15 protein-coding genes are annotated in these 16,536 nt (G+C 31.2%); 6 read left to right on the top strand and 9 right to left on the bottom strand.

The window, feature by feature from the left end; genetic code table 11:
- Positions 1–8 precede the first annotated feature (8 nt).
- The 4 genes from V8G69_RS11375 to V8G69_RS11360 all read right to left on the bottom strand — a co-directional run bounded on the left by V8G69_RS11375 (position 9) and on the right by V8G69_RS11360 (position 5,985).
- On the bottom strand, positions 9–632 hold the full coding sequence (locus V8G69_RS11375; protein ID WP_394882061.1) for a hemolysin III family protein: 624 nt from the start codon (positions 630–632) through the stop codon (positions 9–11).
- Positions 633–641: 9 nt separating this feature from the next.
- Positions 642–1,316 (bottom strand): DUF4294 domain-containing protein, encoded by a 675-nt coding sequence (locus tag V8G69_RS11370; RefSeq protein ID WP_394882059.1) that lies wholly within the window; start codon positions 1,314–1,316, stop codon positions 642–644.
- A gap of 92 nt (positions 1,317–1,408) precedes the next feature.
- Complete coding sequence (locus V8G69_RS11365) at positions 1,409–5,065, bottom strand: M1 family aminopeptidase (protein WP_394882058.1); 3,657 nt, start codon at positions 5,063–5,065, stop codon at positions 1,409–1,411.
- A 35-nt stretch (positions 5,066–5,100) separates the two neighbouring features.
- Positions 5,101–5,985 carry an ABC transporter ATP-binding protein gene (locus V8G69_RS11360; protein WP_394882057.1) on the bottom strand — a complete coding sequence of 295 codons (885 nt, stop codon included), beginning with the start codon at positions 5,983–5,985 and terminating at the stop codon, positions 5,101–5,103.
- Between the two features lie 180 nt (positions 5,986–6,165).
- On the opposite strand from V8G69_RS11360, the gene V8G69_RS11355 reads away from it, so the two are divergent.
- From V8G69_RS11355 to V8G69_RS11330, 6 genes are all read left to right on the top strand, one after another.
- On the top strand, positions 6,166–7,254 hold the full coding sequence (locus V8G69_RS11355) for a M42 family metallopeptidase (RefSeq protein ID WP_394882056.1): 1,089 nt from the start codon (positions 6,166–6,168) through the stop codon (positions 7,252–7,254).
- 51 nt (positions 7,255–7,305) lie between these two features.
- Positions 7,306–7,863, top strand: a complete 558-nt coding sequence (locus tag V8G69_RS11350) for an NUDIX domain-containing protein (protein ID WP_394882055.1) — start codon at positions 7,306–7,308, stop codon at positions 7,861–7,863.
- 6 nt (positions 7,864–7,869) lie between these two features.
- Entirely contained in the window at positions 7,870–8,547 is a 678-nt protein-coding gene (locus tag V8G69_RS11345; RefSeq protein ID WP_394882054.1) for a PrsW family intramembrane metalloprotease, read from the top strand.
- 117 nt (positions 8,548–8,664) lie between these two features.
- Entirely contained in the window at positions 8,665–9,147 is a 483-nt protein-coding gene (locus V8G69_RS11340) for an acetyl-CoA carboxylase biotin carboxyl carrier protein subunit (RefSeq protein WP_394882053.1), read from the top strand.
- Positions 9,144–10,586: an acetyl-CoA carboxylase biotin carboxylase subunit gene (gene accC / locus V8G69_RS11335; RefSeq protein ID WP_394882052.1), complete on the top strand. Its 1,443-nt coding sequence runs from the start codon at positions 9,144–9,146 to the stop codon at positions 10,584–10,586. The genes V8G69_RS11340 and accC overlap by 4 nt, the downstream gene beginning before the upstream one ends.
- A 3-nt stretch (positions 10,587–10,589) precedes the next feature.
- Positions 10,590–12,131 carry an acyl-CoA carboxylase subunit beta gene (locus tag V8G69_RS11330; protein ID WP_394882051.1) on the top strand — a complete coding sequence of 514 codons (1,542 nt, stop codon included), beginning with the start codon at positions 10,590–10,592 and terminating at the stop codon, positions 12,129–12,131.
- A gap of 284 nt (positions 12,132–12,415) precedes the next feature.
- On the opposite strand, the gene V8G69_RS11325 is transcribed toward V8G69_RS11330, so the two are convergent.
- The 5 genes from V8G69_RS11325 to V8G69_RS11305 all read right to left on the bottom strand — a co-directional run bounded on the left by V8G69_RS11325 (position 12,416) and on the right by V8G69_RS11305 (position 16,462).
- A complete protein-coding gene (locus V8G69_RS11325; RefSeq protein ID WP_394882050.1) occupies positions 12,416–13,996 on the bottom strand; it encodes a hypothetical protein in 1,581 nt (526 codons plus the stop codon).
- 119 nt (positions 13,997–14,115) lie between these two features.
- Complete coding sequence (locus V8G69_RS11320; RefSeq protein WP_394882049.1) at positions 14,116–14,727, bottom strand: DEAD/DEAH box helicase; 612 nt, start codon at positions 14,725–14,727, stop codon at positions 14,116–14,118.
- A gap of 112 nt (positions 14,728–14,839) precedes the next feature.
- Complete coding sequence (locus V8G69_RS11315) at positions 14,840–15,418, bottom strand: YceI family protein (protein ID WP_394882048.1); 579 nt, start codon at positions 15,416–15,418, stop codon at positions 14,840–14,842.
- Between the two features lie 37 nt (positions 15,419–15,455).
- A complete protein-coding gene (locus tag V8G69_RS11310) occupies positions 15,456–15,809 on the bottom strand; it encodes a nuclear transport factor 2 family protein (RefSeq protein ID WP_394882046.1) in 354 nt (117 codons plus the stop codon).
- Positions 15,810–15,904: 95 nt separating this feature from the next.
- On the bottom strand, positions 15,905–16,462 hold the full coding sequence (locus tag V8G69_RS11305) for a Crp/Fnr family transcriptional regulator (protein ID WP_394882044.1): 558 nt from the start codon (positions 16,460–16,462) through the stop codon (positions 15,905–15,907).
- Positions 16,463–16,536 lie beyond the last annotated feature (74 nt).

The raw sequence follows: 16,536 nt of genomic DNA, 5'->3' as shown, positions 1-16,536 counted from the left end.
AATAAATATTAAATGACATAAAAGAAAATCATAAAAAAATGAAAGATGGCTCCAGCCAAAACAAACAGATGCCAAATAACATGGTGATACGGAATGCGATGGATTACATAAAACACAATTCCTAAAGTGTATGCCATGCCACCAGCAAAAAGCAGCAAAATGCCATCGCCTAACACTTTCGAGGTATTTGAAAAATCAAATACGATTAGCCAACCCATTACTAAGTACAATAAGGTCGAAAATATTTCAAATCTGCCCGTAAAGAATAATTTTAAAATGATTCCGAAAATAGCAATTCCCCAAACCACATAAAATAAAGTCCAGCCTAAACTTCCATACAAAGAAATAAGCAAAACCGGCGTATAAGTGCCTGCTATTAAAAAGTATATGCTTATGTGATCTACAATTCTGAAATAGTGCTTTTTGCTTTCACTTTTCACCGAATGATATAACGCTGAGGCAGAAAATAAAATAATGATAGAAACCCCATAAACGATAACACTAAACAAGCTGTAAGGCGTTTTATGAGCATCAAAAACTATAAGTAAGACCAATGCAACAATTCCTAAAACAGCACCAAGAGCATGTGTTTGTGCATTTAGTTTTTCTTCAAAATGAGTTTGTATTTTCATGAAGTGAATTTATTTCTTTTTTTTGCTTAACCATTTATCGGTCAAATCATAAAAGTTGTATGGTTTGGCAGCTTGTTGCCGTTCTAAAACACCACTTAAAAAATTGCGCTGTAAAATATCTTCAATCAAATAATCTTCCAGAACATTCATAGGATCATACCCTTCTTTTAATGATAAATCAAACATACTTGCTGTTGTATTGAACCAAAAAGCACTCCAACCACTCCGCAGTTCTTTTACCAATTGATACGTGGTTTCTCCTGTTTGTCTGTTTATAAGCTTGATCAATATCTGTCCTTCTGTACGTGAAAATTTCTTTAGTTTTTCTGAAAACTCACCTTCTATATATTTTTGAATTTTTTTAGTGTATTTCTTTTTTTCACGCTTATTTGGTAATTTTTCTAACCTGGCATTTAAAGAATCCAGCCTATCTGCAGCCATTTTTGCATACGGATATACTTTAATGGTTTTGCGCCTTAAAATTAAATATCGCATTCTGTCTTCCTTACTTGGAAACTTTAGCCCGTTAAGCACATAAATTTCATTAAGACGAATGGTATCTCTTGGAATGGAATCTCCTTCAATAAGATAGTAATCATATTCCGTTGAATCTTTCTCAACCTTATTAACCTGAGAAAACAATAAGAAAGGGAAAATTATGAATATGTAGGGCAAATAATTCATATATGAGATAAAAATTTTAGTATTCAAAATTACTAATTTACCTGCTTTAAAACCTAAAATTTAATTTATTATTGTTCTTGTGAGTTTTTAAATTAAAGCTCTCTCCTATTATCATCCGAACTTGTGTCAATCAATTTGTTATATGGATCGACACCAACTTCTGTAGGCTTTTCATTAACTATAATAGTTACTCTATTATTGATGGCCGTCACCTTATGCTTCTTTAAATACAATTCTTTTTCTTTCTTTTTACCATCAGCTTCTTCTTGAGTAAAAACACCAATATCGATGTAATCTGCTAACAAAACTGAAAGTTCTGGTTTATTCATGCTTTCGGTTTTATAACTTAAGGTGTCCCCTACTTTTGTCCCATAATATTTTCTGCCTTTTTCGTTATTTCTGTATTTACTCACATTAAACTCAATATCTACCTGATATTTTCCATTTTCTAATGCTTTTGAACTTACATCAACTATTCTGTTTGAATATAAAGTAATGGTTTCAAACATATCATGAATGACATATTGTAAACTATCTGGTGTTGCCTGCTTAATATAATTAACCATTTCAACCGATGTTGTATAAGGTGGTTCCTGAAATTTTACTTTTTCAACATAGCTTTTTAAAGCATTATTCAAAGTGTCTTCTCCAATATAATCACTCAATGCATAAAACACTAAAGAACCTTTTTGGTAACGAATATAACCTTGCCCATCATTGTACATTAAAGGTTTTTCTCGTTTATTCTCAAAAGTTCTCTGTGTTAAATAATCGTCTAAAGCTTTCTTTAAAAATTTACGCATTTTTGATTTGCCGTGTTGATGTTCCAATACTTTTAAAGCAACATATTCTGAAAGACTTTCCGATAACATGGTTGCCCCTAAAACATCGGCACCAATAACCTGATGTGCCCACCATTGATGCGCTACTTCGTGCACTGTAATTGCGAATGGGTAATCTACACCACCTTCTTCAGTATCATCAACATCTGCAATAAAACCAACACCTTCAGAATACGGAATGGTGTTAGGAAAAGATTGAGCAAAACTGCCACTGGTTCTCGGAAATTCCACGATACGAGCTTGTTTATGCTGATATGGACTGAAGTTTTTTGAATTATAATCTAAAGATGCTTTTAGTCCAGCAATCATTCTATCCAAATTAAATTCATGTCCTTTATGATGATAAATCTCTAAATTAACATCATGCCACGTATCTTTTTTAATTTCATATTTAGCAGAATTAAAGGCATAAAAATTTAAAATCTTACTATCCATTTTATAATGAAAATAATGCCTTTCACCTTCTTTCCATTCCTTTTGTAAATATCCTGGTGCTATGGCAATTTGATCTAAAGACGTGCTTACAGTTGCTTCAAAATCAATCCAATCGGCGTCTTTTGAAATGTAGGTATTTCCCAAAGCCGTGGAATCTGTAGGTTCAGGCTTTAAATCATTGTCTGGTAACCCGTATTTTTTTCTAACTTCATTATCCTGCAATTCAGAGCCACTGTCATATCCTAAAGACGGAAATAATTGAAAATTATTAATAAAGGTACCATTGTATAATACTGGCGAATTATTTCTTAAAAAAGTATTTGTTTTGTTTTTTACAGCAAAACTCAATTGTAAGGTGTCGCCAGGTAAAAGAGATTTTTTAAGTTTATAAATATTGAAATTAAAAATGGTGTCCTTTGAAACTAAATCGTTTGGTTTATTAAACTCAAAAGTACTTGGATACTCATTGTAATTCAATAAAATACTATCAATGGCAACCTTTGTTTTATTAACCATAATATAGGTTCCTGTAGCATCAAAATTTAATTCCTTTGGAAAAATATTCACATTACAGTTTACTGAAACTATTCTTGGTTGCAAAGCTTTTTCATACTTCTTATAAGTTTTCTCCCAAGTTACGGAGCGCTTTTCCTGATCTTTAGAAGATATTCTTTCATTCAAAATATTATTCTCATAATAAATGGTAGATCCTAAACTTAAAAAAACAACAAAGCAAACACTAAAACCAACTAATACAAAACCTTTAAAGCGGGATTTAGCAATTGTATAACGTTCTCTAAAAGAATTTGGTAAACCTCTAACCCAAAATAATGCAGAAAAACACAATAGCATTAGTCCACAAAATAACCAGTACAATTTATGAATAATGTATGGCGAAAATGAGGTTCCATAACCATTCATATCTGAATATTGAAACCCTGGAGCTTGGTTATATTTAAAAATAGCCTGTTCTATTCCTGCAAATGATAGAAAAGGAATTCCAATAGAAATAACCAACAAAACAAACAATCCTAAATATGGATTGCCAATAAGTGTTTGCACAAACAAAGATAAAAGTGCCCAAATTGCAAAGCCTATAAAGTTTAGTATGTACAATTCATATAAATAATGACCAATTTCAAAATCATAATAACCATGATAAATTTGAATCATCATACCGCCAATTATAACAACTAGCAACAATAACGCTTGCATTTTTAATAAGGCTATCAACTTTGATAACAGTAAACTCCAATTAGGAATTGGTGTGACATCCATCAAATGGTTCATGTTATCCATTTTTCCTCTGTGAACCAACATACCGGCATACAAAAACGTTAGAATGTTGATAAAAAGAGAAAAACTATTTCCTGGAATTAAAAGCATTTGCCATGTAACCGGTAATGTTTTGGTTCCGAATATTTCGCCTAAAGCAGTTGCAGAAATTAAAATAAAAATTAGCCCAACTAAGACAATACTAATAAACGGCCAGCTTTTTATGATATACTTTAAATCTATATTAGAAAGTCTCCAGGTAGTTTTTAAATTTTGAATAAATGAAAAATCAAAATCTACTTTAGGCAAATGAATTTTGGTAATACCTCCAAAATTACTTTTAGTTGAACGTTCGCCTTTTGTCTTTCTAAATGAAAATGACATGGCATTTTGACTAAACGAAAAATATTTGAATACTAAAGAAAAAACAGCCAGAGCTATTCCTAACCATATTAATCGGTTATAAATAATTACACCTTTCACAGGAAGCATCATTTCATTTTGTTCGGTAACTGTCCAATACCGAGTATAATAATTAGCAGCTTCAGCACCAAATGGATCTAATAGAGATGAAATAAGTCGGTTTTCAGGATCTGACAATAAATTGGCAACAATTCCCTGAACAAGCATTAACAACACTACTGTTATAAATCCAGCCGCAATATTTCTTGTAAAGGTTACAACTGCAAATACAATTGCTCCAAACAGTAATATATTAGGAATGATATACACAAAATACGCCTGAACATAAGCCTGCAAAATGACTGGCCCAACAATATCCTGATTTGTTCCCGGCAATCTAAAACCAACTAACATCCCTAGTCCGATTACCAAAGTAATGATAGTAACAATGGTTATCCCTGAAAGAAACTTTGCAAATAAATAATTAGCTTTTGAAAATGGATACGAATATAAAATAGTATGCATTTCACTTTTATAATCACGGTAAATGGTTACTCCAATAATTGAAGGAAACAAAAAGAATATAAAGGTTGTTAACCCATTAAATAACCCAATAACTCCCATTGGAGAGTTTACAATTTTAGAAGATCCGGTTGAAACTGTTAAAAAATCAAAAATTCCTGCAGAACTAGCAGAAAGAAATAATGACAATACTAAAAAAATTGCCATATATATGTAAAAAGCAGGTTTTTTAAACCAGTATCTTAATTCGTGTAAATATATTGTTGAGAACATGTATTGTGTTTTTGGTTAGAAAAATATTGCTATTATTAAGCAAGAACAGGTTCTTCTTTTAATGCAATAAAATACACATCATCTAATTGTGGAGTGGCATCTTTAAAATCTTCTGCTGGTTGTTCTAATGAATGTACCCGAATATTTAAAGTGTTATCTTGATTATAGTTTGATGAAAGCACTTTATAGGTTGCTTCCATAGATTCCAACTCATCACGTTCAATTATTTTAGTCCAGATTTGACCTTTAATTTCTTCTATCGCGAGAATTGGCGTAATTTGCTTAACAATTTTTCCTTCATCTAAAATAGCCATTTCATGACATAATTCTTTAACATCGTCAACAATATGGGTTGAAAAAATCACCGTACAATTGGTTCCCACTTCACGCAGAACATTTAAAAACCTCTGGCGTTCTGCAGGATCTAAACCAGCTGTTGGTTCATCTACAATAATTAATTTAGGATTATTTAATAGTAACTGAGCTATGCCAAAACGTTGTTTCATTCCACCCGAATATCCTGCCACTTCTTTTTTCCTAACATCATATAGGTTTGTGATTTCTAAAACCTCTTTTACCAGTTTTTGTCTATCTGCTTTGGATTTAACACCCTTAAGTGTTGCAAAATAATCCAATAAGTCTTCGGCAGACATTTTTGGATACACACCAAACGACTGCGGTAAATACCCTAATATTTTCCTTAAAGCCATTTTATCTTCTAGAACATCAATATCTCCAAAAGTGATAGAACCCGAATCGGGACTTTGTAACGTGGCAATGGTTCTCATTAAAGATGATTTTCCAGCGCCATTTTTTCCTAATAACCCAAACATTCCTGCTCCTATTTCTAAATTTAAATTATCAATGGCCTTTACTCCATTATTATAAGTTTTAGTAAGATCTTTAATGATTAACTTCATCTTTTAGGTTTTATGTCATTCTTAATTGGTTAATAGGTGTGAAAATAGTCAAATTTGTTACAAAATATTAAAACTACAGTGCTAAAAACTAAATAAATCATGTTATTTTTACTGAAATTTACTTTTAAGAATTACAATAAAAAAACCTGCTTTTAGGTTTTTAAAAAACATAATTAAACCATGTCAAAAAAATCGATTTTAAACAAAAAATCAATGGCTTTTTTAGAAGCCTATTTAAATAATGCCGCTCCAACTGGTTATGAATGGGATGGGCAAAAATTATGGATGAATTATTTAAAGCCCTATGTTGATGAATTTATAACAGATACTTACGGGACAGCCGTTGGCGTTATTAATCCTAAAGCTAAATATAAAGTCGTCATTGAAGGACATGCCGATGAAATTTCATGGTATGTTAATTATATTTCTGATAACGGATTGATTTATGTTATTAGAAATGGTGGCAGCGACCATCAAATTGCACCAAGTAAAGTTGTAAATATTCATACTAAAAATGGCATTATAAAAGGTGTTTTTGGTTGGCCAGCAATACACACGCGTAAAACAGGTAACGAAGAACCACCAAAACCAGAGAATATTTTTATTGACTGCGGTTGTAAAAACAAAGAGGAAGTTGAAAAACTAGGAGTACACGTAGGATGTGTGATTACGTATCCTGATGAGTTTCATATTTTAAATGGTGATAAATTTGTGTGCAGAGCTCTTGACAACAGAATGGGAGGATTTATGATTGCTGAAGTAGCAAGATTACTTCATGAAAACAAGAAAACACTACCCTTTGGTTTATATGTGGTAAACTCAGTTCAAGAAGAAATAGGATTACGTGGTGCTGAAATGATTACCCAAAACATAAAACCTAATGTAGCCATTGTAACCGATGTAACCCATGACACGACAACACCTATGATTGAGAAAAAAATCCAAGGTGATTTAGAAATGGGTAAAGGTCCCGTTATTGCATATGCTCCAGCGGTACAACAAAAATTACGCGATCTAATTACCGATACTGCTGATGCTAAAAAAATACCTTTCCAACGTAATGCTTTATCTCGTGCAACGGGGACAGATACCGATGCATTTGCTTACAGCAATGGAGGTGTTGCTTCTGCATTAATATCATTACCATTGCGTTATATGCATACCACCGTTGAAATGGTTCATAGAGAAGATGTTGAAAATGTTATTAAATTAATTTATGAATCTCTTTTAAACATCAAAGAAGGAGAAACATTCAGTTATTTTAAATAAAACCAATTCTGATTCCTGCAAAAGCAGGAATCTTTATTTATCACCGAAGCTATGGACGAATATATTGATATAGTTAATAAAGAAGGTAAACTTACTGGAAACAAAGCTTTAAAATCAGAAATACATACTATGGGCTATTACCATAATACGGCTCATGTTTGGCTTTATACAAAAGAAAAAGAAATCCTTTTAGCCCAGCGAGATGCTAATAAGTCTATTTGTCCTTTATTATGGGATGTTTCAGTTGCTGGTCATGTTGATGCTGGTGAATTAATCATTCAAGCGGCGATTCGTGAAGTTAAAGAAGAAATTGGGTTAGATCTTATACCTGACGAATTACAAAAAATAGGCGTATTTGAATGTTTCCAATCGTATCCAAACGGTATTAAAGACTTTGAATTCCATCACACATATATTGCTGAATTAAAAGTTCCTGTTTCAAAACTAATTCCACAAATTGGCGAAGTTGAAGCTTTAAAATTGGTTTCATTTGAGTCTTTTGAAAATATTTTAGATCATATTGGAGAGAATAATCATTTTATTCCAAGCAATAAACATTATTACGAATCGGTTTTAAATAACATCAAAAAAATGATTAATTCATATTAATAGCCTATGAATTTAATCCTGTTAGCTATTGCTCCGGTTTTTTTAATAATTATCTATATATACATAAAAGATAAATACGAAAAAGAACCTAAAAGACTCTTGCTATACAACTTTTTATTAGGTGCTATAGTTAGCATTATCGTTACCACAGTTTTATACTATTTAATTAACATTATTTTACCGCTTCCAGATGATTATAGTATATATCAACAATTTATAAAAGCATTTTTTGTTGTGGGATTGACAGAAGAGTTTAGCAAATATATCATTGTTAGATATTATGCTCAACCCAAATCTGTCTTTAACGAACCTTTTGACGGCATTGTATATGCAGTGATGGTTTCCATGGGTTTTGCTGCTACCGAAAATATTTCTTATGTTATTCAAAGTGGATATCAAACAGCATTGGTAAGAGCCTTTACCGCCGTTCCTGCTCATGCTACGTTTGCAATTCTAATGGGTTATTATATAGGCAAAGCTAAATTTTCAAAAAACAGAATAGTTTTAAATCTTACTGGTTTACTTTTAGCTATAATATTTCATGGTGCTTATGATTTTTTCCTTTTTATTGATTTTGTTCCAGGTATTTGGACTGGTGCCTTTATATCATTGATTATTGGAATTTTATTATCTAGAAAAGCCATAAAAAAGCATCAGGAAAGAAGTCGTTTAAAAAACTATTGATTTATTCCAATCATTATTTCATTTTTTAAAACTAAAAGAGAAATCCCTTTTGGTTAAGATTATACTGTGTCAATTATATTATAATCTTTATATTTATGTAAACTAAACTTGTATTGCATGAATTTTAATGTCAATGTAAATTCTAATTTAGAATTAGATATTTCATCAGAAGATATTTCCAAACTAGATGCTATTAAAATTTCAGAATCAAAATATCATATTCTGAATAATGATAAATCTTATATTTCAGAAATAACAGCATCCGATTTTAATTCAAAATCTTACGAAGTAAAAATTAACAATAACACCTATTTCATCAAGATTAAAAATCCATTGGATTTATTAATAAATGATATGGGTTTTTCCTTAGGCTCATTAAAACATATTGATTCCATAAAAGCTCCAATGCCAGGTTTAATTTTAGAAATCAATATCACTGTTGGACAAACAGTTAAAGAAGATGATGCCTTGCTTATTCTTGAAGCCATGAAAATGGAAAATGTTTTAACGTCTCCACGCAATGGAGTAATTAAATCAATTTCAGTAAAAAAAGGAGATGCTGTTGACAAAGGAAGTTTATTAATTGTGTTTGAGAAATGAGAAAATTATTAGTTGCAAACAGAGGAGAAATAGCCATTCGTGTCATGAAAACTGCCCAGAAAATGGGCATTAAAACAGTTGCTGTTTTCTCAACTGCCGACAGAAATGCACCACATGTCAAATTTGCTGATGAAGCAGTTTGTATTGGTGAACCACCATCAAACCAGTCCTATTTAAGAGGTGATAAAATTATTGAAGTAGCCAAAAAATTACATGTTGATGCTATTCATCCTGGTTATGGCTTTTTGAGTGAAAATGCCTCTTTTGCCGAATTATGCGAACAAAACAACATTATTTTTATTGGCCCACGTTCAAAAGCCATTAAAATTATGGGCAGTAAATTAGCTGCTAAAGAAGCGGTAAAGCACTATAACATTCCTATGGTTCCGGGTATCGATGAAGCTATTATAGATGTATCAAAAGCCAAAGAAATAGCTAAGGAAATAGGATTTCCTATTTTAATTAAAGCATCAGCAGGCGGCGGCGGAAAAGGCATGCGTGTAGTTGACAAAGAAAGTGATTTAGAGTCGCAAATGAATCGTGCCATAAGCGAAGCTACATCTGCATTTGGTGATGGCTCTGTTTTTATTGAAAAATACGTGACATCTCCAAGACATATTGAAATACAAATCATGGCAGACAGTCACGGTAATGTTTTGCATTTTTTTGAACGGGAATGCAGTATTCAAAGGCGCCATCAAAAAGTAATTGAAGAAGCTCCATCATCAGTATTAACACCTGAGTTAAGAGAGAAAATGGGAGATGCTGCTATTAAAGTCGCAAAATCCTGTGATTATTTAGGTGCCGGAACTGTCGAATTTTTACTGGATGCAAATCATAATTTCTACTTTTTAGAAATGAATACCAGGTTGCAGGTAGAACATCCTGTTTCAGAAATAATAGCTGGTGTTGACTTAGTTGAGCTTCAAATAAAAATAGCAAGAGGTGAAGCCTTGTCAATGAAACAAGAGGATTTAAAAATCCATGGTCATGCACTAGAATTACGTGTTTATGCTGAAGATCCATTAAACGACTTTTTACCAAGTGTAGGTCATCTTGATGTTTACAAATTACCAGTTGGAGAAGGGATTAGAGTTGATAATGGTTTTGAAGAAGGTATGGATATACCCATTTATTACGACCCAATGATATCTAAATTAATCACCTATGGGAAATCTCGCGAAGAAGCTATTCAATTAATGATAAAAGCCATTGATAATTACAATATTGAAGGCGTAAAAACTACATTACCTTTTGGAAAATATGTATTTGAACATGAAGCTTTTGTATCTGGAAATTTTGACACTCATTTTGTAAAAAAATATTATTCCCCAGAAGTTTTAAAACAGCAAACAGAAATTGAAGCTAGAATTGCTGCGTTAATTGCAGTAAAACAATATGTGGAAGATAAAAATTTAGTACGATTACCAAATCAATAATCTATGGATTCAAAAATCAACAAACTAAATCAGCAAATAGCATTAGCACATTTAGGTGGCGGACAAAAACGTATTGACAAACAACATCAAAATAAAAAACTTACTGCCAGGGAACGTGTTAACTATTTATTAGATGAAGCTTCTTTTGAAGAAATAGATGCTTTTGTAACCCACAGAACTACAGATTTTGGAATGGAATACGAACTCTATCCTGGTGATGGAGTTATTACCGGCTATGGCACTATTAATGGAAGATTAGTATATATTTATGCACAGGATTTTACTGTTTTTGGAGGTTCTTTATCTGAAACACATGCTGAAAAGATTTGTAAAATAATGGATTTAGCTATAAAAGTTGGTGCTCCAATCATTGGATTAAACGATTCTGGTGGCGCAAGGATTCAAGAAGGTGTGCGTTCATTAGGTGGTTATGCCGATATTTTTTACAGAAATGTCAATGCATCAGGAGTAATACCACAAATTTCAGCTATTATGGGGCCTTGTGCAGGTGGAGCTGTTTATTCCCCAGCCATGACAGATTTTACATTGATGGTAGAAAACACTAGTTATATGTTTGTTACTGGTCCTAACGTAGTAAAAACGGTAACCAACGAAAATGTAACTTCAGAAGAATTAGGCGGTGCTTATACCCATGCTTCAAAATCGGGTGTTGCTCATAAAACATCTGCCAATGATGTTGGATGTTTAGAAGACGTTAAAAAACTTTTGAGTTACATACCTCAAAACAATAAAGAAGTCGCACAAAAACTACCCTTTAAGCTAGCAGATGAAATAAGAGATGTTCTATCAGACATCATTCCTGACAATGCCAATAAACCTTATGATATGCACGATGTTATAAAAGGTATTATTGATGAAGATTCGTTTTATGAAATCCATAAAGATTATGCTGAAAATATTATTGTTGGCTTTTCAAGAATTGCAGGAAAAAGTGTTGGAATTATAGCAAATCAGCCTATGTATTTAGCAGGTGTATTAGATGTAAACAGCTCCAAAAAAGCAGCACGCTTTACTCGTTTTTGTGACTGTTTTAATATCCCTTTATTAGTATTGGTAGATGTACCCGGATTTTTGCCAGGAACAGATCAGGAATGGAACGGTATTATTGTTCATGGTGCTAAATTATTATATGCTTTAAGTGAGGCAACCGTACCAAGAGTGACAGTTATTACAAGAAAAGCATATGGAGGAGCCTATGATGTTATGAATTCTAAACATATTGGAGCCGACATGAATTTTGCATGGCCAAGTGCGGAAATAGCTGTTATGGGTGCTAAAGGAGCCAGTGAAATTATATTTAAAAACGAGATAGCCACCGCCGATAATCCTGCTGAAAAACTAGCAGAAAAAGAGGCAGAATATGCTGAAAAATTCACAAACCCTTATAGAGCGGCAAGACGTGGTTTTATAGATGAAATTATTTTGCCACAAGACACAAGAAGAAAGCTGATTAAAGTATTCTCAATGCTTGAAAATAAAAAGGTTGTAAAACCAGATAGAAAACACGGGAATATTCCTTTATAAAATAAAAAGGAGCCTACTAGTAGGCTCCTTTTACCATAACATCATCTTGTAAAAAAATCATAACCTTAAGATTTCTTAAACAAGAAGCCTACATATTATACTTTTAAGCTATAAATAAAAATCAATGTTATATATAACCAACCAACCGATAATATAAATATGCAGGTTTACATGATAGCTATGTGTTGATCAATAGCTGTACAAATTTGATAAAACAGTATAAAATACACACTACTAACAACTACGCATTAACTACTCAGACTAATAAAAAACATTGTTTTAAACTATGACGGTTTAAAAGTATCTTTAAGATGCTGAACCAAAGTGCTATCTTCTAGATTGATTTTCTTAGTAATACGGTATCGTTTACTCTCTATAGCCCTAACTGATGAATTAAGAAATACAGCAATTTCTTTGTTTTTAAAGTCAATAAACAAATAGTAGCATATAATTACTTCTGAATTGTTAAGTTGTGGATAAAACTCTTTTATTTTTTTAAAAAAATCTACATTTAAATCATTAACTAAATCTAAATGACTCTCGCTTTTATCTAATAATGTTGAAGAATTAATATGTAAATTTTTGTAAAGGTTTTTTATCTGTTCCCGTTGTTTATCTAAACCTTCAATGGTTGAAATTAGTTTTACTTCCTTTTTTAAACTTCTTATATATCCTTCTAAGCCAAGTATTTTTACAGTAAGTTGCTCATTATTAGATTTTAAATAAGAAAGGTTGCTGCTTTGTTTATTATATGAGGTAAATTTCTCTTTATGTTTTCTATAAAAAATAAAATAAAAAACACTTAAAAGTATTAAAACCAAAAACAATAGGGTGACTAATATTTCATTATAAAAAATCTTTTTGTCCCTAGATTGTAATTCAGACTCTGTTTTTAAAAGTGACTCATTAATTTGAAAGCTTGCATTAATAGTATTTTTGTAAATTTTATCCTTAAAAGTCATTAAAGAATCGATATAAGCTTTTGACTTATCAATATCACCAGAATTTTTATAAAAATTGGCATATAAATCATAATACCCTTTCATCGCATCCTCCCCCATATAAACTTTCAATTTGGTCGAATTTTTTAAATAATACAATGTAGAGTCTATCTGCTTTCTATTAAAATATTGTTCTGCCAATGAGATATCTATAGAAGCCTCAAATGATAAATAATTATACTCTGCAATTGTTGGGTTATCTTTTAATGTTTTAAACTCTTTAAAATAGTTATGGGCTTCTTCAAAATTTCCAAGAAAAATGTAATTTACAGTAAGCATATAAGTAGCAAACATATAAAAATAAGCATCATCTTTAACGCTTCTATATTCACTTAGATGATTTAATATCAATTCATTACAGCCATTAAAATCTCGATTCATAAATTTAGCATAAGCATACATTTGCTGAACCTCTAAAACTCCATGAGGATAATTACTCAAATCAAAATACTCTTTAGCCTTAACTAAGTATTTATATGCTGAAGAATCTTTTTTAACAAAGTATATATTTGTAAATAAATCTAAACTTGCTTGGCCTGCAACTTTGTAATTTTTTTCTTTTTCAGCATACTTAAGCGCAAGAATATTACATTGATACATTTTTGAATATTCTTTATAATCATCATGTATTAATGATTTAATAGCATAGTAATCTGCAAGTTTTCCTTTTATGTTTTGTTCAATGGGATTTGGAATAGAATCTAAAAATGATAAGGCTTTTTTACTATCTGTATCAATATAAAGATCTGCTGAATCAACTAAATAACGATAGTCTTCTTTATTTTGGCTAAAACCTGACAGATAGCATACAGCTAGGGAAAAGCAGCACCATATTATTTTAAGATTAGAATGATTCTTAAGCATTAATAAATCTCTATACTGTTGTGAAATAATACTTTAAAATATAAAAATTAAAATAGACTGGGCAAGATAATGATTTAAACGATTCATATTATGAATTCAAAGTTAACATCTTATATTCTTCAAACCTTTATAACTTGAGCGTTGAACATAAACGTATCTTGCCAGCGCTCAAACCGTTGATCGAATTTGGTTGTAAACACCAAGTATTGGCATCTTTCTATACTTTCCGGGGTTCTTGCCACTTCTGCAAAAAGGCTGTTTCTAAACAAAAACTCGGCATCTTCAACAATAAACATTTGGAGTTCGTTTAAATTAATACCATTCAAGTAAAATATTCTATTTAATCGTTTAGGTGTTGTTATTACGATATCTGTTCCTAAAAACAAATCTTCGCGCTGCAATTCCATATTATATTCATCATAAACAGAATAGATTCGTAAATCTGTTCCTTTTAAATAGGTTTTAAATTCTTCTTCTAAATGTAGAGCCGCTTCTTTATCTTTCACGAATATTAATGCTCTTGGGGCATCTCCCAAAGCTTCTCCATTCAATTTTTGAATGACACTTAAAATAATACTTGTTGTTTTTCCTGAACCTTTAGGAGCAATGCAAAACATGCTTATTCCTCCTTTAATTTTTGATAAGATTAGATTTTGAAGTTCCAAAGGCGACTCAATCCCTTTGCTTTTAAGATTTAATTTTAAAGGCTCTATAAATTTTTTAAACGACATAGTTATTTATAAATAATGGTAAGCAAAGATAGTCTTTTTAAAAGGGTAATTATAAAAACAAAAAAGCGTTCATTTCTGAACGCTTTTTATGGCTATTAATCTAAACTTCTAATTAAAACTGTAAATCTGACACTAGATCAAATTCATCATAGATAGCTTTATCTTTAATACCATCAAAGAAACTTGCTGAACCATACTTTACATCATATAAAGTTCTGTCTACTTTTAAAGTTGCAGTAGCTTTACTTCCATAAATTGAAATGCTAAATGTAATTGGATTTGTTTTTCCTTTAATAGTTAAGTCTCCAGTAACTGAATAAGAGTTTTTTCCAGTTGCTTTCACATCTTTAAATACTAATGTTGCTGTTGGGAAGTTTGCTACACCAAAGAAATCATCAGACTTTAAGTGTCCTTCTAATTTACCTTTGTATTCACCTTCTAAGTCTGTACTCACTAAGGTTGTCATGTCTACTACAAACTCTCCACCTACTAATTTTTCATCACTAAAACTTAATGAACCAGATTTTATTGCAATGGTTCCTTCGTGAGAACCAGCTACTTTATATCCTTTCCAAACTAATTTACTATTCTCAACTTTAATTTCTTTTTTTTCTACATCTACGTTTGTAAAAGAAAATGTTGTAAATGCTACTAAAGCTACTATTGCTAAATTTTTAATTGTTTTTTTCATTTTTAATTTTTGTTATTTATTGTTTACTGTTTTTTTTTTAAGATCCGTAATAAAATTTTTCTTTTATTATTTTTCCGTCTTTCCATTCTTGTACAGCAACCTGGGTAAAGTTTTTAACTCCCCAATCTTTATGGGTGTAATCAAAATGCCACTCCACCATCGTGGTACTTTCTCCAATTGCAATGTTTAATGGTTTTGCTCCTCTAAACTCTGTTATTGAAGCAAAAAATTCTTCTTCTCTTTTTCTGTTAATTTCTTTCCCAACAAATTCGGGGCTGTCATTTTCTTGCATAACCACATCATCATGATAAAATTCCTCAAAAGCTTCTAACGCTTTTCCCTGAAGAATCATGTCATTTATAGTGCTTATTTTTTCAATTAATGCATTCATAATTTTTATTAAAATATTATGATACAAATTTCAGGAATAAGGCTTGTAATAAAAATAACGTAGTTTATTAAATGATGTTAATCTAGTTTAACATTTTACTGTTCTAAGATAAGCTGGCTTTTAATTTTGCTTAAAAACTCTTTTGTTATGCCAAGGTAAGATGCAATCATATATTGTGGAATACGTTGCTCAATTTTTGGATATTGGTTTCTAAAATGCAGGTATTGTTCTTTGGCCGACAAGCTGAAACTTCTAACAATTCGTTTTTGTGAAGCTGCCAATCCTTTCTCTACAATTTGCCTGAAAAAACGTTCTAATTTTGGAATTAAAATATATAATTCTTCAATATTATCATGAGAAAATATGATCAGCTCTGTATTTTCTAAACATTGCACATTAAAATCGGCTGGCGTTTGGGTAACAAAACTACCCATATCTGAAGCCCACCAGTCTTCAATTGAAAACATAACTATATGCTCCTGCCCTTCTTCATCTACATAAAATGTTTTTGTGCAACCAGATATAACAAAACCCGAATATTTGCAAACATCGCCTTGTTGCACAATATATTGCCCTTTTAAATATTTTTTATACAACACTTTTGAAACAAGAATATCTTCTTCCTCCTTAGTTAAAGAGATGTAATTACTCATGTATTTTAAAAGTGGTGCTATGTTCATTTTAAATTATATACGATTGTTGACGACAACAAATTTAATTATTAATA

The sequence above is a fragment of the Gaetbulibacter sp. M235 genome (genome assembly GCF_043876835.1).
Classification (GTDB): Bacteria; Bacteroidota; Bacteroidia; order Flavobacteriales; family Flavobacteriaceae; genus Yeosuana.
The sequence above is the reverse complement of the archived record's forward strand: the minus strand, read 5'-3'. Positions and strand labels throughout refer to the sequence as shown.